Source organism: Haematomicrobium sanguinis DSM 21259, from assembly GCF_000688395.1.
Classification (GTDB): domain Bacteria; phylum Actinomycetota; class Actinomycetes; order Actinomycetales; family Micrococcaceae; genus Haematomicrobium; species Haematomicrobium sanguinis.
The window spans coordinates 55,603-77,424 of record NZ_JIAG01000015.1; the positions used below are offsets into that span (position 1 = coordinate 55,603).

The following is a 21,822-nucleotide window of genomic DNA, read 5'->3' on the forward strand; positions in this document are numbered from 1 at the left end:
ATGGTTGGCGTGCCGGGGTCGGCTTGAGGCGCTGCGCCCAGGTTTAGGCAGCGGGGTCCTTAAGCCCCAGCTGTTCGCGCAGTTGCGTTTCGCGCTCGCGCATGGAGGCGGAGAGCGTGTCGAGGAATCCGCCGACGCGGTCCTGCACTTGCCCCACCGCGCGATTGATGTTGGTGGGTTGAACGTTGTCGCGGGCCTGGTTGATCTTGATGGTGATCATGACGCCGAGGCTCACACCGACGCCGACCCAAAAGATTCGTTTCATCATGGGCGCCTCACCTGCTGTGCTTTCCGGAGGCCGAGCGTCCGCGTTCTGCGATGGCGCGGCGCACCCCGTAGGTGAACGCGGACACCTTGATCAAGGGTTGGCCGAGCGTCGAGGCCATCAGCGAGGAGAGCGCGGAGAGATTGGCGCTGGCGTCCGAGACATTGTTGGAGACCACGTCGACCTTTTTGATCTGGTCATTGGTCAGTGTGACGGTTTGAGTGACTTCCTCGACCAAGGGGGTGGCCCCGTTAGCCAGATCGCCCATGCCCCGGCGCATTTCGTCAATAAATCGACCGAGTTTCACAATGGGAATCGCCGCGAGAAGGACAAAGAGAATAAATCCTCCCGCCCAGATGAGAGCGGCAATGTCACCGGGGGTCATATCTGCTCCTCTTCACAGCATTAGCTAGCCGACGTTAAACCGGTCAAGGCGGTTGCGTTATCAAAAAGCAACCTTACCGAATATTCCTGGCCGTCGTGGCGATCAGCCTTCCACTGCGCGCCGAGCTTAAGCGACGCGCCGCAATGGATCGGCATAGCGCGCTGGGTTGGCCTGAACCCTAGTTGGCCCGAACCTTAGTTTGCCTGAACCCTAATTGTGACTTGACTCGTGAAACAGCACAGCCCGCGGCGCAGGGGCCGCGGGCTGTGCGTGTTGCAAAGTCGAGTCGAGGGACGCGTAGTCCCGCTCACTTAGCGTGCGTAGTATTCCACCACGAGCTGCTCTTCACAGGTCACCGGAACCTCGGCGCGCTTCGGGCGGCGAACCAGGCGAGCCTGCAGCTTCTCCAACTGCACATCCAGGTAGCCCGGGACGTCGGGAAGGACGTCGCGGTGCGCGCCGGCGGCGGCAACCTGGAACGGGGTCATGGTTTCGCTGCGCTGGTGCACGTGGATCAACTGGCCCTCCTTCACACGGAAGGAAGGACGGTCCACACGCTGGCCGTCAACAAGGATGTGACGGTGCACCACGAGCTGACGCGCCTGGGCGATGGTGCGGGCAAAGCCGGCACGCAAGACCAGAGCGTCAAGACGCATTTCCAGAAGTTCAATGAGGTTTTCACCGGTCAGGCCCTCGGTGCGGCGAGCTTCCTCGAAGACACGGGTCATTTGTGCTTCGCGGATACCGTACTGGGCGCGCAGACGCTGCTTCTCGCGCAGACGAACCGCGTAGTCGCTGTCCTGCTTGCGCTTGTTGCGGCCGTGCTGACCCGGTGCGTAGGGGCGGCGCTCAAGATACTTGGCGGCCTTGGGTGTCAAAGCAATACCAAGGGCACGCGACATGCGTGCGGTATTGCGGGTACGTGCTCGAGTTCCCACGTTTCCCTTTCGATTTTCGGCGCGTTTTTACTGGCCTCCAGGAGGGAGAGTTGGGATTGCCGGAATCCTTGTACTACAGCGCACCGGTGCCGAATAGGAATTCGGGCCCCAGGTGGCTTGCCAGCCAGCTAACTATCTTAGCAGAAAATCAGCCTTTTCCGGTGCCCGCACCCTTGCCGCGCACAATAGAGCGTATGGTTTCCAGGCGTTCGGCGATGGCCCGTTCGGCGCCGATGTTTTTGGGTTCGTAATAGTCCACCCCAACCAGATCATCCGGGGCGTATTGTTGGGTCGCGATCGCGTGCGGTTGATCGTGCGAATACACATACCCTTTCCCGTGCCCGAGCTTTTGCGCGCCGGGATAGTGCGCATCCCGCAAGTGCGAAGGCACCCCTTTCCCTTTACCCGCCCGCACATCGGCTACGGCGCGGTTGATGGCGTTATAGCTCGCATTGGATTTGGGCGCCGTCGCCAAATGCGTCACGGCCTCGGCCAGAATAATGCGGCCCTCCGGCATGCCGATGAGCTGCACCGCTTGCGCGGCCGCGACCGCAGTTTGCAGTGCTGTCGGGTCCGCCATACCAATGTCCTCGGAAGCGCTGATCATCAGACGCCGTGCGATAAACCGCGGGTCCTCCCCCGCCTCCAGCATTTTGGCAAGGTAATGCATGGCCGCGTCCACATCGGACCCTCGAATGGACTTGATAAACGCGCTTATCACGTCATAGTGCATGTCGCCCTGGCGATCATAGCGTTGCGGGGCGATATCGATCGCGAGTTCGGCGTCGTCAAGCGTGATGTCGATGGGGTGCGCGTCCCCCTCACCGGCATTCGTAGCACGCGAGAGCGCCACGGTGGCCGCGGCCTCCAATGACGTCAAGGTTCGGCGTGCATCCTGCCCGGCCACCTTGACCAGGTGCGTTTTCGCTTCCTCGCTCAGCGTGAATTTGCCGCCGAGTCCGCGCTCATCGGTGAGAGCCCGGTCCACCAACGTCACCAAATCCTGCTCGTCCAGGGGCTGCAGCGTCAACAGCAGCGAACGGGAAAGCAACGGGGACACCACCGAAAACGACGGGTTCTCCGTGGTCGCGGCCACCAAAATGACCCACCCGTTCTCCACACCGGGCAAGAGCGCGTCCTGCTGCGCCTTATTGAAACGGTGAATCTCATCCAGAAACAGCACCGTAGTGCGCTGGTACAGATCGCGCTCATGAAGGGCATCTTCCATGACTTTGCGCACGTCCTTGACACCCGCGGTGATCGCGGAGAGCTCCACAAATTTACGGTTCGGCCCCTTGGCGATCACGTGCGCGAGCGTGGTCTTTCCGGTTCCCGGCGGCCCCCACAGAATGACCGAGTTGCCCGCCCCGACGCTCGTCCCCTCGGCTAGGGCGCGCAGCGGCGATCCAGGAGTGAGTAGCGACTGCTGCCCCACCACCTCATCGATCGATTGCGGGCGCATCCGCACCGCGAGCGGCGCGCGCAGCGATTCGTTGTTCTGCCGCGTCTCATCGGCCGAGAAAAGATCCACTCATCCAGGCTATCTGCCCGCACCGACATTGCGCCGGGCATTTCCTCGACGGGCGTATTTTCACGCGCACGGTACTGTGCGCTCACCAAGCAGATGAACGACGGCGTTGCCCTCACCGGATACTCTGGGCACGTGCCACGAACACTCACTATTGATCGAAACCGCCTACCCGGGTGGTTTGAACGGTTTGAAGACCGGCAGGGCGCACTCGAACTTCTGGGCTCCACACCGGAAAGCTCTCTCGCAACCGAGGCCTCCGCCTGGACGTTTCGAGCCCCGTCGGGTCACCTGGTCGCGGTGGACGGCGCCGCCATCGCCACGCTAGACCAGCGCGAACTGGGCCCAGAATTCGGCACAGTCACGCCTCCGGTGACCTGGCAAACCCTGTTGGAGCGGGCGCAGTGGGACCGACACGTCGGCATCATTCTGCTACGCCGCGGTGGTTACAGCGTGGGCATCGCCACCGGCGGGCGGCTGGTTTCGAGCAAGTCCGACACAAAATATGTCCAGGGGCGCACAGCGGCCGGTGGGTGGTCCCAGCAACGCTACCAACGCCGTCGTACTGGGCAAACCGCGAACCTGCTGAAGTCCGCGACGCACGCCGCCACGCACCTGCTCTCGACTGAAGGCGGAACTGGCGCTCCCAAGACCGTAGACGTGCTGGCGACCGGCGGCGACCGCCCCTTGCTGGAGGCGCTATTGGCGGAACCGCCGCTGTCGCCGTGGGCGCGCCTGCCCCGGGTGCACGTGGCGGTACACGGCGAGCCACGCCAGCGCGACGCGGCACAGGTGGCACGCGAGACTCAGGCGCTCAAAGTCACGATTACCGATCCTGACTGAACCGTGCGCGGGTCGAGAACGGCCCCGGGGTGGACCCATAACAGTTATGGGTCCACCCCGGGGCCGTCTGAGTCACCGGTGAAGCGCGGGTTAGGCCTTCTTGGGCTCGGCCTTTGTGTTCTCTGGCTTGACGTAATCGACGCCGGCTTCCTTGCGCTGTTTCGCGGTGATCTCGCCGGGGGCTCCGGTGAGCGGGTCGTAGCCGTTGCCGGACTTCGGGAAGGCGATAACCTCGCGGATGGAGTCGACGCCGGCCAAGAGTGCCACCGTGCGGTCCCACCCGAAGGCAAATCCGCCGTGCGGCGGGGCGCCGTAGCGGAAACCGTCGAGGAGGAAGCCGAACTTTTCCTGTGCGGTCGCCTCGTCCAGGCCCATGACCTTGAAGACGCGCTCTTGCACGTCCCGTTCGTGAATACGGATGGAGCCGCCGCCGATTTCGTTGCCGTTGCACACCAGGTCATAGGCGTAGGCGAGCGCCGAACCGGGATCGGTGTCGAAGCTGTCCTTGAATTCGGACTTGGGCGAGGTGAAGGCGTGGTGCACCGCGGTCCAGGCGCCTTCGCCGACGGCCACGTCACCGCTGGCGACGGCGTCCGCGGCCGGTTCGAACATTGGCGCGTCCACGACCCACAGGAGCGACCACGCCGACTCGTCAATGAGACCCACACGCTTGCCGATTTCCACGCGGGCGGCACCGAGGAGCGCACGCGAGGGTCCGGGTTCGCCGGCGGCGAAAAAGACGCAGTCGCCGGGGTTCGCGCCCACGGCGTCGGCGAGGCCCGCGCGCTCCTGATCGGTCAAGTTCTTGGCGACAGGTCCGCCCAGTTCGCCGTCCTCGGAAATGAGCACGTACGCGAGGCCCTTGGCGCCGCGTTGCTTGGCCCATTCCTGCCAGGCGTCCAGGGTTCGGCGCGGTTGCGAGGCGCCGCCGGGCATCACCACGGCACCGACATAGGGCGCCTGGAACACGCGGAAAGTGGTGTCCTTGAAGAACTCGGTGAGCTCGGTGAGCTCCAGGTCGAAGCGCATATCCGGTTTATCCGAGCCGAAGCGCGCCATCGCGTCCTGGTAGGTGATACGCGGCAGCGGCAGTGTCACCTCATATCCGACGAGTTCGCTCCAGAGCGCTGCGGTGACCTTTTCTACCAGGGCAATGATGTCTTCTTGGTCCACAAAGCTCGCTTCGATGTCGAGCTGGGTGAATTCCGGTTGCCGGTCGGCACGGAAGTCTTCGTCGCGGTAGGCGCGGGCCAGGTAGTAGAACTTCTCAAAGCCGGCCACTTGCAAGAGCTGCTTGAACAACTGGGCGCTCTGCGGCAGGGCGTACCAGTTGCCGGGTACTAGGCGTGCCGGGACCAGGAAGTCGCGGGCGCCTTCAGGGGTGGAACGGGTCAGCGTCGGGGTTTCGACCTCGACGTAGCCTTCATCGTGCAGAATGTTGCGTGCAATACGGTTGGCTTCGCTGCGCAACAACAAGTTTTTGCGCGGGCCCGGGCGGCGCAGATCCAAGTACCGGTGCTTGAGGCGCACCTCTTCGCCGACCTCGACGTGCTCATCAATCTGGAAGGGCAGTGCTTCTGCGGTGTTGAGCACCGTGACGGTGTCCGCCATGATCTCAATTTCACCGGATGCCAAGGCCGGGTTTTCATTGCCTTCGGGGCGCCGTTCCACGGTGCCGGTCACTTGGATAACGTACTCGTTGCGCAAGTGATCAAAGTCGTCCTCATTACGCACCACCACCTGTGCGACACCGCTCGCATCGCGCAAATCCAGGAACGCCACTCCGCCGTGATCTCGGCGCCGGGCAACCCAGCCGGCGACGGTGACTTCCTGTCCGATCTGCTCAGCGCTCAAGCGTCCGAGCTCGTGAGTACGTAGCACGAATGTCCTTCCACAAAAGGGGTGTGTGAGTGTCGCCGCGGCGTGACATGATGAAAATGCGCCACGGCTAGAGATGAGTTTACCGCCCCGCCACGCCGGTATCGACGTGGCAAGCCACCCCGCCGAGCCGGCACCAGGAGAGAAAATGAGCCCCGAACCTCGACTGCAGCGACGGCTAGGCGGCTTCGACGCCACCACAGTCGGTGTGGGGTCAATGCTCGGTGCCGGGGTCTTTGTGGTTTTTGCGCCGGCCACTGCTCGCGCGGGAAGTTGGACGTTGCTGGCCCTCGGTGTGGCGGCCGTCATCGCGTTCGCCAACGCTTCGGCCACCGCCATGCTCGCCCGCGCCATCCCGCGCGCCGGCGGAACCTACGAATACGCCTTGCGCACTCTGGGCCGACCCTTCGCCCGCATCGCCGGGTTTTCTTTTTTGCTCGGCAAGGTCGCCTCCTGCGCGGCGATGGGGTACACGATTGGCGTCTACACACTGCCGGCCAATCCGCAATTGGTTGCGCTCATCGCCTTGGCCGCACTGACTGTCATCAATCTTTTTGGCATCACGCGCACCGCGACGGCGACCCGCATCATTGTCGCCATTGTCTTCGCGGTTCTGGTATTTGTGGCGATTATCACAAATATTGCCGGGTCTCCGGCACGCTCAGCGCCGCTCCCGAATACCGATGTATGGGGTGTGCTCGGCGGCGCCGGAATCCTGTTTTTCGCCTTCGCCGGCTATGCCCGCATTGCCACCATGGGTGAAGAAGTCATTCATCCGGCGCGCAATATCCCGCGCGCCATTTTTGGCGCCTTCGCCGTGGTGCTCGCTCTCTACGTCGCCCTGCTTCTGGGCCTCACCCGTGTTCTGGGTGCGGATTTGCCTGCGGCGGCGGCCCCGGTCGGCGAGGCCCTCGGCCGACTGACCGAAAACCCCGTCTTTATGCCGTTGGTTTCCGGTGCCGCCGTACTGGCCGCCGCGGGCGCGCTGCTCGCGCTCCTGGCTGGAATGTCCCGCACGGCGTTCGCCATGGCCCGTGAGGGCGACCTGCCGAGCGTGTTCTCCCGCCTGAATCGGCACCGCTCCCCCATGATTGCCGAGCTGGTGCTGGTGGCACTGGTGGCGCTTGGCATCCTGTTCGGCTCGCTCCCCTGGCTCATTGCCCTCTCCAGTTGCGCGGTGCTGACCTATTACGCGGTGACCAACCTCGCCGCCCTGCGCGTCCGGCCCGAATGGCACGAGACCGTGAGGCGCCCCTGGTACTCCCCGCGACTGCTCAACGCGCTTGGCCTCCTGGGGTGTGTGGCGCTTTCGGTGACGGTCAACCCGTGGGGCTGGATCGCGATCCTGGCCATCATCGCCGCAAGCGTCCTAACGTCTCGGCGAGAGGGGCGGGGGCGAAGGACGTGAGCGCGGGTGCGCTTTGGTGAGCAACGACGGCGGTGACTCGCCTTCTTAAGGCGAGTCACCGCCGTCGTACCTCCCCGTCTATGTAGCGCGAAATACGCGAAAATCGCGAAAAACCGGTAATTGGCGCTACATAGATGCGGGGTCAGGAGGTGATGCGCGGGTTCCGGTCGGCCTGCGGTGGCTCCCACGTTGCCGGGTCCGCCGACACCTGTTCGCCGCTGCGAATGTCCTTGACCTCGCTCGTGCCGTCCTCGCCGATAAACCAGACGAACGGGATGCCGCGATTGTCCGCGTATTTGATTTGCTTGCCGAATTTGGAGGCGGTTGCGCCGACTTCCACCGCAATGTCACGGGCGCGCAATTGCGCGGCGATGTCCTGCGCTCGCCCCCACTGCTCATCATTCGCGAGTGCCACGTACACCGCCGTCGGCACCGAGCGGGAAGCCTTGGCAAGGTTTTGCGCTAGAACACGGGCCATGATCCGTGAGACACCGATCGAGAGCCCCACACCGGGGAACGTGCGGTTGCCCTTGCGCGCCAGGGATTCATACCGGCCGCCCGAGCACACCGAGCCGAGTTCCTCGTGCCCGACGAGCTGGGTCTCGTAAACGGTCCCGGTGTAATAGTCCAGGCCGCGTGCGATCGAGAGGTCCGCGACGACCTTGCCCGGTGCCGCTTGGACTGCGGCCGCAATGACCTGCTCGAGCTCGGCGAGTCCTTCCTCGAGCTTTTCGTTGGTGACGCCAAGGGCGCGTACCTTGTCCACGAAACTCGTGTCCTCGGTTTCGATGCTCGCCAGCGCCAAGGCGGCGTCTGCTTGTTCCGCGGAGGCGCCCAGTTCGGTCTCGAGTGCTTCCTTCACCTTTTCCGGGCCGATCTTTTCCAGTTTGTCGATCACCCGGAGCACACCTTCGGAGTCGGCAAGCCCAATCCCCTCGTAATATCCCTGCGCGAGTTTGCGGTTGTTCACGCGTAGTTTGACCGGCGGCAAGGGCAATTTGCCGAACGCTTCCAGGACGATGAGCGCAAGTTCGACATCGTGGATAAAGGGCAGCGTGCCCTCGCCGATAATGTCGATGTCGGCCTGCAAAAATTCCCGTTCGCGACCCTCTTGGGGACGCTCGCCGCGCCACGCTTTCTGAATCTGAAAACGGCGGAACGGGAAGGTCAGGTGTCCGGCGTTGTCGGTGACGTAGCGGGAAAACGGCACGGTCAGGTCAAAGTGCAGCGCCAACTGTTTCTTGGGGTCGATCTTTGCCGAGGCGGCGTCCGGGGTGCCGTTGGAGCCCTGGTCCCCCAGAAGCGCTTGGAGCCGCCCCACCGCGTAAACCTCTTTATCGATATCGCCTTTACGCAGGAGCTGGTCCAGAGTTTCGACCGATCGCGTCTCAATGCTGGAGAATCCGTGAAGCTCGAAAGTGCGGCGCAACGAGTCAATCAGATGCAGTTCGATCAACCGCTCCTCGGGAAGCAACTCCGGGAAACCTGACAATGACTGTGTGCGCGCCATGTGGCTCATGCCTTTCCTGCTCAAGGGACCGTGGGCGCCCATCGCGTGCGCGCCCCTCCGATTTTAAGCGCCCGAGCCGACCAACCCTAATCGCCCGGTCGCATCGGGTTAGAATCGACAGACGCGGCGCGAATAGCACCGGTGTTGAACCTACACGGACCAAGCGGAAGATTTTAGCGGTGACCAACAGTCAACAATCCGACGAAACCACACCCACCACGCCAGAAGAGGCAACAGCCGAGGTGCCGGAACCTACAGAGGCTGCAGAGGAAAAAGAAACTGTAGAGAATGCCGGCACTGGAGAAACGGTCAACGCTGTGACCGAGGCGACGGCCACGACGGAGACGGACTCGCCGGCTGAGTCAGCGCCAGCAACACCGCCCGAGTCGGCGCCAGCTCCGCGGGCCGAGCAAACCCCAGCGCCGAAGCCGGCTGCCTCCCCGGCGGCGCCATCTCCCGCAGCATTTGCGGCGAAGAAGCCCTCACCTGCGGGTCTTGCTGCCACCAATGCCAAGGAGGTTGGGGCGCCCAAGGTGAGTGCACCGCCGTCGTATGTCACCGACCTTGATGAGGCCAAGAAGTTTGGCCGGGTGGAACCGGATGGCCACGTCTTCCTGATCGTGGAGGGCGAGGAGTTCGCGGTCGGGCAATACCCCAACGCGAGCGAAGAGGACGCGCTGGCGTACTTTGTGCGCAAGTATGACGACCTCATGAACCAGGTCATCCTGATTGAAACGCGTCTGGACAGCGGTACCGCAGGCCACGAAGCTCACGGGTCCATCAAGCACCTTCGCGAGGCCATTGACGCCAAGCAGATGGTCGGGGATGTGCCGGCGCTTAGCGCCCGGGTGGATGCCGCCGAGGCGAAATTGAAGGAACACGAGGCGCAATCACGTGCCGAACTCGAGGCGGCGCGCGCCGCGGAGGCGGCCTCGCGCGAAGCGATCGTGGCGGCCGCTGAGGAACTTGCGGGCCAAGACCCGGCCGGCGTGCAGTGGAAGAACGCCAGCGCGCAAATGGCCGAACTCTTTGAGCAGTGGAAGAGCGCGCAGAAATCGCACGTACGCTTGCCGCGAAGCACCGAAGACGCGCTGTGGAAGCGATTCCGTGCCGCGCGCACCACTTTTGATAAGCACCGCCGGGCGTTCTTCTCCAAGCTTGACGCCGACAATTCCGAGGCGAAGGCCGCCAAGGAGGCGCTCATCGCCGAAGCCGAAGCGCTCTCGACATCAACTGATTGGAATGCCACGTCTGCGGCGTACCGCGAGCTGATGACCCGGTGGAAGGCAAGCAAGCGGGCCAGCAAAAAGGATGACGATCAGCTCTGGAACCGGTTCCGGGCAGCGCAGGACACCTTCTTTGCCGCCCGCCAAGCCGCCAACGATGAGATTGACCGAGAGTTTGGCGAAAACCTCAAGGTCAAGGAAGCGCTACTGGTCGAAGCCCAAGCCATCTTGCCGGTCAACGATCTTGGGGCCGCAAAGAAGGCGTTGCAATCCATCCGTGAACGTTAGGAGGACGCTGGAAAGGTTCCACGTGGTGACATGGGGCGTATCGAGGCCGGCCTGCGCAAGGTGGAAGATGCGGTGAAGTCCGCCGAGGACAAGCACTGGAAGCGAACCAACCCGGAGACGCAGGCGCGCACCAATTCCATGCTGAGCCAATTGGAGGATGCGATTGCCGAACTCGAGGCCGATGTCGAGAAGGCGCGCGCCGGCGGTGACGCTAAGAAGTTGGCGACAGCCGAAGAGGCGCTCGCCACCAAGCAGGAATGGTTGAACATGGTCAAGCGCACGGCGGCAGACATGCAGTCCTGACCGGCTCTCTGGTTGTGTACGAAAAAGTGGCTGTCCACAGATGCGCTGTGGCCGGCCACTTTTCCACTTAAATAGGGCAGTCTGGGAGGATGACGGTTCACCTTCCCCGGATTCTTGCCGCACCGATGCCATTTGGCCGCGAAGAACTCGCCGCCTTGCGCCTAGACGGCGCGGTGCACGAGATTCTTCCGGAACGGTTCATTGCCGCGGATGTGGAGGAGACCCCGTGGGTGCGGGCCGAAGCGCTCAGTTCCATGGTTCCGCCCCGGCTCGTGGCAAAACTGGTTTCCATACGTTCTAGCGCCTGCTGGGTATACGGAGTCTTTGCCGACATGCCGCCTTACTTCCTTGCCGCGCGGGGCAATCGGCTTCTGCATTTCGGGGTCGATTCCGCACATCGCACGCGCACCCCGCACACCGGAAACCTGGTGATCAGCGAGCTGAGGCAGGCCCTCCACGAAACGGTGCTTTTCGGTGACCTGCACGTGCACGCGCCGCTGCGGGCAGCGCTCGACATCGCCGCCAACGGAAAAGATGATGTCATGAGCGTTTTCATGATTCAGCGTTTGAGCGAGTTGAAAATAGCGGAGGCCGGCATTGAGCCCTTTAGTTTGGGCGAGGTGCTCGACCAGGTGAACCGGCTGCCGCGATGCGCCTCACGCGCTCGTGCCCAGAGCCGCATCCGGCACGCCATGGACGCGGCGGGGAATCCTTGGACGCCCTAGATGCGTTTGTTGGTGTCGGTGGTGCGATACACGTCGAAGACACCGTCGATTTTGCGCACGGCGCTCAGAATATGGTCGAGGTATTTCGGGTCTCCCATTTCAAAGGAGAATTTCGACAGGGCTACCCGATCGCTCGAGGTATTCACGGTTGCGGAGAGGATGTTGACGTGATTCTCGCTCAGCACCCGGGTCACATCGGAGAGCAGGCTCTTGCGGTCCAGCGCCTCCACCTGGATTTCCACCAGGAACACGCTGGACTGGGTGGGCGCCCACTCCACCTCCACAATCCGATCCGGTTGTGAGCGCAAGCCCTCCAGGTTGGTGCAGTCGGTGCGGTGTACGGACACTCCGGAGCCGCGAGTCACGAAACCGGTAATCGGGTCCGGCGGGACCGGGGTGCAACAGCGGGCGAGTTTGACCCAGACATCGCCCACGTCTTTAACTGTCACACCGGAGTCGGTGAAGCGAGAACGCTTAGGGCTTGCCGAAATTGTGGTCTCGTTGATGTCCTCGTCAACGTTGGCGGCACCCCCATGGGCGGCCAAAAGCCGGTCAATAATATTGTTTGCCGCGACGTGGCCGTCGCCGATTGCGGCGTACACCCCGGCAATGTCCGCATAGTTCAAATCCTGCGAAATGCCGTACAGGGCGTCATGGGACATCAAGCGCTGAATGGGCAGGTTTTGCTTGCGCATGGAGCGGGTCAGCATTTCCTTGCCCTTTTCGATGGCCTCTTCGCGCCGCTCCTTGGTGAACCATTGCCGGATCTTGTTGCGGGCGCGGGCGCTCTTGACGAAACCCTGCCAATCCTGGCTGGGCCCTGCCCCTTCGGCCTTGGAGGTAAAGATCTCTACCCAATCGCCCTGCGATAATTCCGAATTGAGCGGGACCAGTTTTCCATTGACTCTCGCGCCGATCGTGCGGTGCCCCACCTCGGTGTGGATCGCATAGGCGAAGTCCACCGGGGTTGATCCGGCCGGCAGGGCCATGACCTCGCCCTTGGGGGTAAAAACGAAGACTTCTTTCGCGTTGATCTCATAACGCAGCGAATCCAGAAATTCTGACGGGTCCTTGGTTTCTTGCTGCCAATCCACCAACGAGCGCAACCAGGTCATATCGTCGCCAGAGGACTGCGCCTTGTTCTGGTTCTTGTACTTCCAGTGCGCGGCCACACCGTACTCGGCGCGACGATGCATGTCATGGGTGCGGATCTGCACCTCCACCGGGCGGCCGCCCGGTCCAATGACCGTGGTGTGCAGAGACTGGTACATGTTGTACTTGGGGACCGCAATGTAATCCTTGAACCGCCCGGGGAGCGGATGCCACCGGGAGTGCAGGGCACCGAGCACGGCATAGCAGTCTCGCACCGAGTCCACGAGCACGCGCACCCCGACCAGGTCGTGAATATCGTTGAAGTCTTTTCCGCGCACCACCATCTTTTGGTAGATGGAGTAATAGTGCTTGGGGCGCGAGGTGATTTCGTGTTTGATTTTCACCTCGCGAAGATCCTTGCCGATCTGCGCCTGAACCAGGTTCAGGTACTTATCGCGTTCCGGAGCTCGATCGGTAACCATCCGCACGATCTCTTCATGCACCTTCGGGTGCAACGTGGCAAACGAGAGGTCCTCGAGTTCCCACTTGATGGTGTTCATGCCCAAGCGGTGCGCCAGCGGCGCGAAGATTTCCAGCGTTTCGCGAGCCTTGCGTTGCGCGGACTCCGAGGAGACGTACTTCCAGGTGCGCGCATTGTGTAGGCGGTCGGCAAGCTTGATCACCAGGACCCGAATGTCTTTGGCCATGGCCACGACCATTTTGCGCACGGTTTCAGCTTGCGCGGCCTCCCCGAAGGTCACTTTGTCCAGCTTGGTGACCCCATCGACGAGCATGGCAACCTCGAGACCGAAATCCCGCTTCAGGTCGGAAAGCGAATATTCCGTGTCCTCCACCGTGTCATGTAACAGCGCGGCTTGAAGGGTGGTTCCGGTCATGCCCATACCGGCAAGAATTGTCGCCACCGCAACCGGGTGAGTGATGTAGGGTTCGCCGCTCTTGCGCTTTTGCCCCTCGTGGTGTTGATCGGCAACCTCAAAGGCGCGGCGGATGCGTTCTAGATCCTCTTTGGGATTGTTGACCCGGATGGCCTGCATGAGCGGTTCCAGGATTGGCGAGCTGGAGGAGAACTGTCCGCGTCGCGAGAGCAAACCGAATCGGGAGCGCGGCCGTTCAGAACGAGAGAATGAGCCCGAAATGCTCCGGGAGGATTCCGCGGCTTTACCCACGTGCGCGGGACGCGCAGGATCCGAGGGAGGCACGATTTCGGCCTCGGGAATGGCTCCGTTGGCCGCATTCCGTCCCGTGCTCTCCGCCATGGATCCACTCCCTTCCACTCCTGTAGATGATTGATTCTACAACCGTGGCCCTCCGGAGAAAGATTCCCCCGGAGGGCCACGCTTGACGAGTTTTCGCGACCGGCTAAACCACGGCCCCGTCGGTGCGGTCAAAGCGCTTGCGCTCCACCTTCTTGTCCGCTTTTTGTACCACCTTTTCGCCGCGACGCAGCCACGCGTAGAGCGGTGCCGCAATGAAAATGGTGGAGAGCGGTCCAATGACAATACCGACAAATAGCGCCAGCGACAGGTCCCGCAAGGTGCCAGCACCCAAAATGAACGCGCCAATAAACAAAATCGCGGCAACCGGAAGAAGCGCCACCACCGAGGTGTTGATGGAGCGTACCAACGTTTGGTTCACGGCAAGGTTGACCTCTTCGGCAAAGGTGCGCTTGATTCGCCGCTCATAATTCGAGGTGTTCTCTCGAATCTTGTCGAAGACCACCACGGTGTCATAGAGCGAGTAGCCAAGGATGGTGAGCAGACCGATAATTGCCGAGGGTGTCACCTCGAACCCGGTGGCCGCATACACTCCCACGGTCAGGATCAGCACCACCAGCAGACCGACGATCGCGGCAAGCGACATCTTCCAGGTTCGGAAGTACACAGCCATCAGGATTGCCACCAGCACAACAAACACAATGAAGCCAATGAGGGCTTGCCGACTCACGTCCTCGCCCCACGTGGGGCCGACGAATGCGCTCGTCACCTCATTCTCGGAGACCCCATAGGCGCTAGCTAGCGCCGACTTGAGCGCCACGGTTTCATCATCGGCCAACTGCTCGGTCTGTACCTGCATGGTGTTCGCCGCAATGTTGGTCACCCGCGGGTCGCTCGAGGAGGTACCGCTTTGCGCGATCGCCTCCTCGCCGATTTTCGGGTCGGTGTTCTGCACATTGGAAATCGTGAATTCGGATCCGCCGCGGAAATCGATACCGAGGTTGAATCCGCCCTTGACGATCGGGATCAGTATCGAGATCGCGATCGCAATTGCCGCGATCAAGAACCAGAGGTTGCGCTTGCCAACAATGTTGAAGGAACGCTTGCCACTGTAAAGATCATTACCAAACTGTGCGAAATTCACTTGGCATCCTTCCCTTCATCTTTGGTCGGTTTCTCGCCGAGAGCTTCGCGTCGACGGCGTTCGGCGATGGTCATCCGCCTCTCGGCTTCACGGCTTGCACCGCGGTTTTTAGCCGCCGACCCACTCTTGGTGGCCGCGGCACGCAAGCCGCCTGGCACCCGCCCCGCGTCGCTCGAGGTAGCGCCCGCGCTCGCTGCGCTTGTGGCACCCACGGTGACGGTCTCGCCGTCGTGCATTTCTTCGGTGCTCTCCGCGCTGCCCTCCAGGGTGCGCAGACGCCCGGCGCCGCGATAGAGCGGGATGGCGCCCAGGGTGCGCGGATCCAGGCCGGAGAAGCGGTGGCCGCCGCCAAAGAACTTTGTGCGTGCCAAAAGCTGGAGCACGGGGTGAGTGAAGAGGAATACGACGACGAGGTCAGCAACCGCGGTGAGTCCCAGTGTGAACGCGAACCCCTGCACGTTGCCGACAGCGACAAAGTACAAGACCACGGCGCCGAGGAGGTTGACCGCCTTCGAGGCGATGATGGTGCGGCGTGCGCGCTTCCAGCCGGTTTCTACGGCGGAGACGAGTCCGCGGCCCTCGCGCAGTTCGTCGCGGATGCGCTCGAAGTAGACGATGAACGAGTCCGCGGTCAGACCGATGGCCACGATCAGGCCCGCCACGCCGGCGAGGGTGAGGCGGTAGTTTTCGGTCCACCCGAGCAGGGTGATCGCCTGGTAGGTCAGAATTCCGGCAACCACCAGGGACGCGAACGTCACGAGTCCGAGCAGACGGTATTGGAAAAGCGAATAGATGGCGACCAGAATCAGGCCGATCAGACCGGCAATGAGGCCGCTGCGGAGCTGGTCGGCGCCGAGGGTTGGGGAGATTTGGTTCTCCGACTGGATGTCGAAGGAGACCGGGAGCGCGCCGTAGCGGAGCTGGTCGGCGAGGGCCTTGGCGCTTTGCTCGGTGAAGTTGCCGGTGATTTGCGCACGGCCGTCCGGGATGACCTGGTTGATCGTCGGTGCGCTCAAAATGGCGCCGTCCAGCACAATCGCGAACTGGTTGCGAGGATCTGGCGGGGACCCTTGCGGGCCGCGGAAAGGCAGGGCCCGCTCGGTGATCTGCTTGAACTTTTCGGCGCCCTCGGCGTTGAACTCGAGGTTCACCTGCCACTGGTTGAGCGTGGCGCCTTGGCTAGTGGTTCCCAGTCCGCTGGAGGCGCTGGCGATATCGGTGCCGGGGATCTCCTGCGGGCCGAGAATGTACTTGCCCATGGTGGAGGGGTCACAGGAGACGATCGCCTTCTCAGGGTCGGCGGTTTCGCGGAGCGTTTGGTAGGTTTCCGGGTTGGAGCAGTCCAATTGGTCGAATTGCGCCTGAAGGGCCGGTGTGATCCACGCCTGATCGGAGGGGGCGGTCGCAGCCGGGGTCGGTGCCACGTCCGAGCCGAGAGTCGGTGCGGGTGAGCCGGTGGGGGTGGCCACCTGGGCTCCCATGCCGGCGCCGCCTGCCAGAACCGGGCGGAACTGCATATTCGCGGAAGCCCGAATCAGATTGCGGGTCTGATCGTCGGGGACGCCCGGCATGTTGACAATCACGTTCTTGCCGGATTGGGTGCGAATCTCGGCCTCGGAGACGCCGGAGCCGTCGACGCGTTGGCGGATAATTTGCACCGCTTGGTTGAGTTGGTCTTCGTCGATCGTCGTGTCACCTTGCACTTGCGGTGCCAGGATCATCTGGGTGCCGCCCTCAAGGTCCAGGCCGAGCTTCGGCGTCCAGGATCCGTTGGAGAACATGGCACCGCCGGCGATTGCCGCGCCGAGCGCCAAAAACAGTACGACTAACCAAACTAATGCGCGTTTCGCGCCACGAGCGGGACTCGCTTTAGCCATGACGTGGTATTCCCAATTCGCTGTAGAGGGGCCCGCCGCGAGGTGGCGTGGCGAGCCCGAGTGATGTCAACCGGTAGTGAGAGAACTCAGCGGGCTGCCGCTAGTTGTTCTTCTCGTTCTCGCGCTTAATGCGCTCTAAGGTTTCTTCCGGTGTTTCATTGCGCTGCGCGTCCGTGTTGGATGCGGAGGCGCTGGTTGCGGAGTCGCGAGTTTGGCCGGTCGCGTCGGTGGGGTTGGCGGTGTTGGGAGTGCTCGCGGTACCCGCGCTGCCGGTGAGCGAGGACGCGTCATCGGGGACGCTCGGCAGGTTTTCTTCGCGGGCGGCGGGGGCCGCTGGGGTGTCCGTGGCGGGGGTGTCCTGCGGGACCACACGGGTCAGGGCTTGCAGGTGCACGGTGGCGTAGTTGCCCGGGGAGAGTTCCAAAACAGCCTTGTTCGCTTCTGGCTCAATGGAGCGGATAGTGCCGAACAGGCCGAACTGCGTCATCACTTCCTGGCCGGGTGCCATTTGAGAGCGTTGTTCTTGCATCTGCTTGCGCGCCTTGTTTTGGCGCATGAACATGAACACAATCAGCAGGAGCAACCCCACGGGAAGAATAAACTGCACGATGTTGAAGCCGCCTGCAGCGTTTTGGGCGCCTTGAGCCAGGATGGAGTACTGCACAAAAATTCCGATCTGTCAGTGATTGTGCACTCATAGCGGGCCGTTCTCGGCACGGCAGGAGAGTGCTGCAACGTAGTCGTCTCGGTCGAGTTTACAGTCTTAGCGCTCCTCGCGCTCCTCCAACTCGCTCAAGAGATCCTGTTGACCGCTATTTGACAGTGCGATGGGTGGCACAAGGCCCAAGTGTTCAAAGGCAAGCGGGGTGGCTACTCGCCCACGCGGGGTCCGCCCCAGGAGGCCCTCGCGGACCAGGAAAGGTTCGGCGACTGTTTCTACCGTTTCGGGTTCCTCACCAACGGCAATGGCGAGCGTGGAGAGCCCAATTGGACCGCCGTTGAACTTGTGGATGAGCGCGTACAGGACGTTGCGGTCGAGGCGGTCCAGGCCGCGCTCGTCGACTTCATACATATCTAGGGCCCGCGAGGCCGCCCGCGCGTCAACTTGTTCTAAACCGTGCACTAGCGCCCAGTCGCGCACGCGCCGCAAGAGGCGGTTCGCGATTCGGGGTGTGCCGCGGGACCGAGACGCGATCTGGCTGAACGCTTCGGAGTTGAGCTTCATGTCCAAGAGCATGGCGCTGCGGCGCAAGACCAGTTCCAGTTCGCCCACGTCGTAATACTCGAGGTGCCCGGTGAAGCCGAAGCGGTCGCGCAGCGGTCCGGGGAGCAGGCCGGCGCGGGTGGTGGCCCCCACCAAAGTGAACGGCGGCAAATCCAACGGAATTGCGGTGGCGCCGGCCCCCTTGCCGACCACAATATCGACGCGGAAGTCCTCCATCGCCATATAGAGCATTTCTTCCACCGGGCGCGAAAGCCGGTGAATTTCATCCAAAAACAGCACTTCGCCTTCGGTCAGCGACGAGAGAATCGCGGCGAGATCACCGGCGTGTTGAATCGCCGGACCGCTGCTGATGCGCAGCGGGGCGTTCATTTCTTGGGCAATAATCATGCTGAGCGTGGTTTTGCCAAGGCCCGGCGGCCCAGAAAGCAGCACATGGTCGGCGCTCTTGCCGCGAATTTGCGACGCCTTGAGAACAAGGTCAAGCTGCTCGCGAACGCGTTTCTGGCCGACAAAATCGTGCAGGCTCCGCGGCCGGAGCGCCGCCTCCAGTGCACGCTCTTCCCCATCTGCGAGAGCGGACACGACGGTGTTGGCGGCGTCGTCGTTCTGTGCCGTGGAGTGGATGTCCTCGGTGCCGCTGCCGCCAAACTCAGCCACGCGCGCTCACCTTGACTCCCCCGGCGGAGCTACCCTCGCCATTGAAGTATTGCAGCGCGGTCTTCAGGATGAGCGGCGTATTTCGGCTGGCGATAATGTCCGGCTCGAATTCTTGGAGCTGCCCCAAGATTAGGTCGGTGTCCTTCTCGGACCAGCCCAACCCGACCAGCGCCTGCGCCACCTCGGCCGGGATCGCCGTAGCGTTGGCCGTCCCGGCCGCCTCGGGGAGCACAAGCTTTCCGGCCAACTCCAGCACAATGCGCCGGGCCGTCTTGGGTCCGATTCCGGATACCTTGCTGAAGGCCTTGTCATCGGAATTGGCAATGGCCTCGCGCACCTGATCCGCGCTCATGGTGGCCAGGACGGCGAGACCAATCCGCGGGCCAATGCCGCTCACGGTAATAAGGGTTTCGAAAATTTCTCGGTCGTCGGGAGAGCCGAAGCCGAAAAGCGTGTGCGAATCCTCCCGCACGATCATCGAAGTATGCACGGTGATTTCGTGGCCCAGCCGCAGGTTCAGCAGCATGTGCGGCGTCGCGTTGACGGAGTAGCCCACCCCGTTGACGTCGAGAACCACGCTCGTGGCACCGACATGTGCCACCTCACCCCTCAAGAAACTGATCATCGCATCCCATCCCGTTCGCATCTCTCGCTTTGCCGCACCGGGAGCGCCCGGTGCAATTAACTCAGCACAAAGCATCGAACATATTTACGATAACTCTACGGGGTCCTACGGTAGCTCGCGGGAACGGCGCGCCCGCAACGCCAGTTCTTTTTCCCGTTGCTTTGCCTGGCGGGCGGCGTCCGACCACCGCTGTTGGGCGCCGGTCGTGCCAGTTCCGCCACCGCGTGATACCAGCGCGCCGGGTACGTGCCGCCGCCATGCGTGAGTTATCGCCAACGCCAGCGCATCGGCGGCATCCGCGGGTCGCGGCGCCTCCTCCAGACCCAGAATTTTGGTCACCATCTTCGCGACGGCCGCCTTATCCGCTTGGCCGTTTCCGGTGACTGCGGCCTTCACTTCGGTGGGGGTATGCAATGCCACCGCTATCCCCCGTCGCGCGGCCGCAGCGATCACGATGCCGCTTGCCTGCGCGGTGCCCATCACGGTGGACACATTCAGCTGCGAGAACACGCGCTCCACCGCAACAACATCGGGCTTATGTCTGTCTAGCCAGGCCTCAATCGACCGATCAATCACCAAGAGGCGCTCGTCGAGGGACACGCCTGCGGAGCTCCCCACCACACCGACCTCAACGAGCGCGGCCTTGCGGTTCGGGGCCACCGTCACCACTCCTAACCCGCACCGGGTCAGGCCAGGATCTACCCCGAGTACGCGAAGCTCGCCACGGCTCGGGGCTGGCATTGAAGTAACCGCTACTCCTTTTCGAGTTCGGCCTGAACCGATTCGGAAATGTCCGCGTTGGAATACACGTTCTGCACGTCATCCAACTCCTCCAAGGCGTCGGCCAGGCGCAGGAACTTCCGCGCCGCGTCCGCGTCCAATTCCACCTTCATCGACGGAACGAATTCGACTTCGTCACTCTCATACTCGATTCCGGCGTCCTCCAAACCGGACACCACGGCGCGCAGGTCGGTTGGCTCGCTCAAGACCTCGAAGTTTTCGCCCTCGTCGGTGACTTCCTCGGCCCCGGCGTCCAGGACTGCCATCAGCACGTCGTCTTCGGTGAGCGACTTTTTCGGCAGACTGACAACCCCCTTGCGGTTAAACAAATAGGACACCGAGCCGGGATCGGCCACGGTTCCGCCATTGCGGGTGATCGCCACGCGCACTTCGGATGCCGCGCGGTTCTTGTTGTCGGTCAAGCACTCCACCAGGAGCGCAGAGCCTTGCGGCCCGCGCGCCTCGTAGATGATCTCGGAGTAGTCGATGGTCTCGCCGGTAAGCCCGGCACCGCGCTTGATGGCACGGTCAATGTTGTCATTGGGAACCGAGGTCTTCTTCGCCTTCTGCACCGCAAGTTCCAGCGCAGGATTACCGGCAAGATCGGCACCGCCGGCACGCGCAGCAACCTCGATGTTCTTGATCAGTTTCGCGAACGCCTTGGCACGCTTGGCGTCGATGACTGCCTTCTTGTGTTTCGTGGTTGCCCATTTGGAGTGGCCGGACATACTTACGCGTCTCCTGTCATCATGCGAACAAAAAGCTGGTGGATCCGTCCCGAACCGGTGACCTCGGGATGAAACGAGGTGGCGAGCCGATTCCCGGAGCGTACCGCAACAATTCTATCTGCACGCTCCCCCGATCCGTCGCTCGCCCGCGCGAGCACCTCGACACCCGAGCCAACAGATTCCACCCACGGCGCCCGAATGAACACCGCACGCACCCGCTCGGATTCCCCCGCGTCGCCCAGTCCGGCGAAGTCGATATCCTCCTCGAAGGAATCGACTTGCCGCCCAAAGGCATTGCGCCGCACCGCCATGTCGATCCCGCCAAGGGTTTGCTGAGTTGTCCCGTCGAGGTAATGTTGCGGCTCCACCAAGGTATCGGCCAAGAGCACCATCCCGGCGCACGAGCCGTAGGCCGGCATCCCCTCGGCCAGCCGGGCCTGTAGGGGTTCGCGCAAGTCAAAGGCCGTGATCAGTTTGTCCATCGCGGTCGATTCGCCGCCGGGAATCACGAGCGCATCAACGGCATCCAATTCGGCTGCCCGCCGCACCGCCTGTGCCCGAACGCCTAGCCGCTCAAACGCCCGCAAATGCTCGCGAAAATCACCTTGTAGCGCAAGCACCCCCACCGTCGGTCCCGTGGAAGAATCCCTCAAAATCACCACGCCATCCTATTCCACCCTCGACTGTGTAGCAGTTAATGCCCATCACGGGGCGGAACATGGGCGTTAACTGCTACATAGTCGAGGAACGACGGCGATACTCGCCTTCCAGCCCCGACTCGTCTTTCCCACCGCTCACCGAGACCTCGCGAGTTGCCACATGCAACGCGAACAACGTCGGCGGTTTCAAGGGGCTAGTGCAACACGGTTTGCTTGTATTTGTTGTTCCAGTTTGACGGTTGCGCTGAGGTAATCGTGCATTCGGCGGGGTCGGATGTTGATGAGGTGTTCCGTGTTCGCGATGTCCTCGTCGCTAATGTTGTTGAAGTTGGTGCCTTTGGGGTAGAAGTCGCGGATGAGCCCGTTCGTGTTCTCGTTGCTCGGGCGCTGCCAGGGCGAGTGCGGGTCGCAGAAGTACACTTTGCAACCGGTATCGATGGTGAATTGTGCGTGGTGAGCCATTTCTTGGCCTTGGTCCCAGGTGATCGCATTCGTGGACGCTT

21 protein-coding genes are annotated in these 21,822 nt (G+C 62.4%); 5 read left to right on the forward strand and 16 right to left on the reverse strand.

The features are described 5' to 3' along the window. Positions 1-43 precede the first annotated feature (43 nt). From O148_RS0112540 to O148_RS16505, 4 genes are all read right to left on the reverse strand, one after another. Positions 44-268, reverse strand: coding sequence for a hypothetical protein (locus tag O148_RS0112540; protein WP_026531199.1), 225 nt, complete (start codon positions 266-268; stop codon positions 44-46). A 7-nt stretch (positions 269-275) separates the two neighbouring features. Then, positions 276-650: a DUF948 domain-containing protein gene (locus O148_RS0112545; protein WP_026531200.1), complete on the reverse strand. Its 375-nt coding sequence runs from the start codon at positions 648-650 to the stop codon at positions 276-278. A gap of 311 nt (positions 651-961) precedes the next feature. Further along, positions 962-1,588 (reverse strand): 30S ribosomal protein S4, encoded by a 627-nt coding sequence (gene rpsD / locus O148_RS0112550; RefSeq protein ID WP_026531201.1) that lies wholly within the window; start codon positions 1,586-1,588, stop codon positions 962-964. A 148-nt stretch (positions 1,589-1,736) separates the two neighbouring features. Continuing rightward, positions 1,737-3,050, reverse strand: coding sequence for a replication-associated recombination protein A (locus tag O148_RS16505; RefSeq protein WP_084157308.1), 1,314 nt, complete (start codon positions 3,048-3,050; stop codon positions 1,737-1,739). Positions 3,051-3,251: 201 nt separating this feature from the next. On the opposite strand from O148_RS16505, the gene O148_RS17205 reads away from it, so the two are divergent. Next, positions 3,252-3,959, forward strand: coding sequence for an acVLRF1 family peptidyl-tRNA hydrolase (locus O148_RS17205; protein ID WP_157374633.1), 708 nt, complete (start codon positions 3,252-3,254; stop codon positions 3,957-3,959). A 90-nt stretch (positions 3,960-4,049) separates the two neighbouring features. Here the strand turns inward: O148_RS17205 and aspS are convergent, their stop codons facing one another. Next, positions 4,050-5,840 (reverse strand): aspartate--tRNA ligase, encoded by a 1,791-nt coding sequence (aspS, locus tag O148_RS0112565; protein ID WP_026531202.1) that lies wholly within the window; start codon positions 5,838-5,840, stop codon positions 4,050-4,052. A 73-nt stretch (positions 5,841-5,913) separates the two neighbouring features. Between aspS and O148_RS16515 the strand changes: the two genes are divergently transcribed. After that, positions 5,914-7,245 carry an APC family permease gene (locus O148_RS16515; protein WP_084157303.1) on the forward strand — a complete coding sequence of 444 codons (1,332 nt, stop codon included), beginning with the start codon at positions 5,914-5,916 and terminating at the stop codon, positions 7,243-7,245. Between the two features lie 142 nt (positions 7,246-7,387). On the opposite strand, the gene hisS is transcribed toward O148_RS16515, so the two are convergent. Continuing rightward, positions 7,388-8,755 (reverse strand): histidine--tRNA ligase, encoded by a 1,368-nt coding sequence (hisS, locus tag O148_RS0112575; protein ID WP_026531203.1) that lies wholly within the window; start codon positions 8,753-8,755, stop codon positions 7,388-7,390. Between the two features lie 179 nt (positions 8,756-8,934). Between hisS and O148_RS16520 the strand changes: the two genes are divergently transcribed. The 3 genes from O148_RS16520 to O148_RS0112585 all read left to right on the forward strand — a co-directional run bounded on the left by O148_RS16520 (position 8,935) and on the right by O148_RS0112585 (position 11,297). After that, positions 8,935-10,269 (forward strand): DUF349 domain-containing protein, encoded by a 1,335-nt coding sequence (locus tag O148_RS16520; RefSeq protein WP_338035379.1) that lies wholly within the window; start codon positions 8,935-8,937, stop codon positions 10,267-10,269. A 30-nt stretch (positions 10,270-10,299) separates the two neighbouring features. Then, positions 10,300-10,572 (forward strand): hypothetical protein, encoded by a 273-nt coding sequence (locus O148_RS18225; protein ID WP_338035380.1) that lies wholly within the window; start codon positions 10,300-10,302, stop codon positions 10,570-10,572. 89 nt (positions 10,573-10,661) lie between these two features. Next, positions 10,662-11,297: a hypothetical protein gene (locus tag O148_RS0112585; protein ID WP_026531204.1), complete on the forward strand. Its 636-nt coding sequence runs from the start codon at positions 10,662-10,664 to the stop codon at positions 11,295-11,297. Here the strand turns inward: O148_RS0112585 and O148_RS16525 are convergent. From O148_RS16525 to O148_RS0112635, 10 genes are all read right to left on the reverse strand, one after another. Then, entirely contained in the window at positions 11,294-13,666 is a 2,373-nt protein-coding gene (locus tag O148_RS16525; protein WP_084157305.1) for a RelA/SpoT family protein, read from the reverse strand. The genes O148_RS0112585 and O148_RS16525 overlap by 4 nt on opposite strands. 103 nt (positions 13,667-13,769) lie before the next feature. After that, the gene (secF, locus tag O148_RS0112595) at positions 13,770-14,768 is read right to left on the reverse strand and encodes a protein translocase subunit SecF (protein ID WP_026531205.1); all 999 of its coding nucleotides are present in this window, start codon (positions 14,766-14,768) and stop codon (positions 13,770-13,772) included. Continuing rightward, positions 14,765-16,645 (reverse strand): protein translocase subunit SecD, encoded by a 1,881-nt coding sequence (secD, locus tag O148_RS16530; protein WP_051620190.1) that lies wholly within the window; start codon positions 16,643-16,645, stop codon positions 14,765-14,767. The genes secF and secD overlap by 4 nt, the downstream gene beginning before the upstream one ends. 100 nt (positions 16,646-16,745) lie before the next feature. Beyond that, positions 16,746-17,309 (reverse strand): preprotein translocase subunit YajC, encoded by a 564-nt coding sequence (locus tag O148_RS0112605; RefSeq protein WP_051620191.1) that lies wholly within the window; start codon positions 17,307-17,309, stop codon positions 16,746-16,748. A gap of 99 nt (positions 17,310-17,408) precedes the next feature. Further along, on the reverse strand, positions 17,409-18,452 hold the full coding sequence (gene ruvB, locus O148_RS0112610) for a Holliday junction branch migration DNA helicase RuvB (protein ID WP_026531207.1): 1,044 nt from the start codon (positions 18,450-18,452) through the stop codon (positions 17,409-17,411). 67 nt (positions 18,453-18,519) lie between these two features. Further along, positions 18,520-19,152: a Holliday junction branch migration protein RuvA gene (gene ruvA, locus O148_RS0112615; protein WP_026531208.1), complete on the reverse strand. Its 633-nt coding sequence runs from the start codon at positions 19,150-19,152 to the stop codon at positions 18,520-18,522. A 105-nt stretch (positions 19,153-19,257) separates the two neighbouring features. Further along, entirely contained in the window at positions 19,258-19,893 is a 636-nt protein-coding gene (gene ruvC / locus O148_RS0112620; RefSeq protein ID WP_026531209.1) for a crossover junction endodeoxyribonuclease RuvC, read from the reverse strand. An 11-nt stretch (positions 19,894-19,904) separates the two neighbouring features. After that, a complete protein-coding gene (locus O148_RS0112625; RefSeq protein ID WP_026531210.1) occupies positions 19,905-20,660 on the reverse strand; it encodes a YebC/PmpR family DNA-binding transcriptional regulator in 756 nt (251 codons plus the stop codon). A gap of 2 nt (positions 20,661-20,662) precedes the next feature. Further along, positions 20,663-21,322, reverse strand: a complete 660-nt coding sequence (pdxT, locus tag O148_RS0112630; protein ID WP_051620192.1) for a pyridoxal 5'-phosphate synthase glutaminase subunit PdxT — start codon at positions 21,320-21,322, stop codon at positions 20,663-20,665. Positions 21,323-21,505: 183 nt separating this feature from the next. Next, positions 21,506-21,822: IS30 family transposase (locus tag O148_RS0112635; RefSeq protein WP_035745987.1), on the reverse strand; the 317-nt coding region annotated here is incomplete at its 5' end.

Coding starts and splice junctions, on each gene's coding strand:
- hisS (WP_026531203.1), bottom strand. CDS start 8,755: ATGGCGCGCACACAGTCATTGTCAGGTTTCCCGGAGTTGCTTCCCGAG.
- O148_RS16505 (WP_084157308.1), bottom strand. CDS start 3,050: ATGCGCCCGCAATCGATCGATGAGGTGGTGGGGCAGCAGTCGCTACTC.
- O148_RS16515 (WP_084157303.1), top strand. CDS start 5,914: ATGAGTTTACCGCCCCGCCACGCCGGTATCGACGTGGCAAGCCACCCC.
- O148_RS16525 (WP_084157305.1), bottom strand. CDS start 13,666: ATGGCGGAGAGCACGGGACGGAATGCGGCCAACGGAGCCATTCCCGAG.
- O148_RS0112545 (WP_026531200.1), bottom strand. CDS start 650: ATGACCCCCGGTGACATTGCCGCTCTCATCTGGGCGGGAGGATTTATT.
- O148_RS0112585 (WP_026531204.1), top strand. CDS start 10,662: ATGACGGTTCACCTTCCCCGGATTCTTGCCGCACCGATGCCATTTGGC.
- O148_RS0112625 (WP_026531210.1), bottom strand. CDS start 20,660: ATGTCCGGCCACTCCAAATGGGCAACCACGAAACACAAGAAGGCAGTC.
- secD (WP_051620190.1), bottom strand. CDS start 16,645: ATGGCTAAAGCGAGTCCCGCTCGTGGCGCGAAACGCGCATTAGTTTGG.
- ruvA (WP_026531208.1), bottom strand. CDS start 19,152: ATGATCAGTTTCTTGAGGGGTGAGGTGGCACATGTCGGTGCCACGAGC.
- ruvC (WP_026531209.1), bottom strand. CDS start 19,893: ATGCCAGCCCCGAGCCGTGGCGAGCTTCGCGTACTCGGGGTAGATCCT.
- O148_RS18225 (WP_338035380.1), top strand. CDS start 10,300: ATGGGGCGTATCGAGGCCGGCCTGCGCAAGGTGGAAGATGCGGTGAAG.
- O148_RS0112540 (WP_026531199.1), bottom strand. CDS start 268: ATGATGAAACGAATCTTTTGGGTCGGCGTCGGTGTGAGCCTCGGCGTC.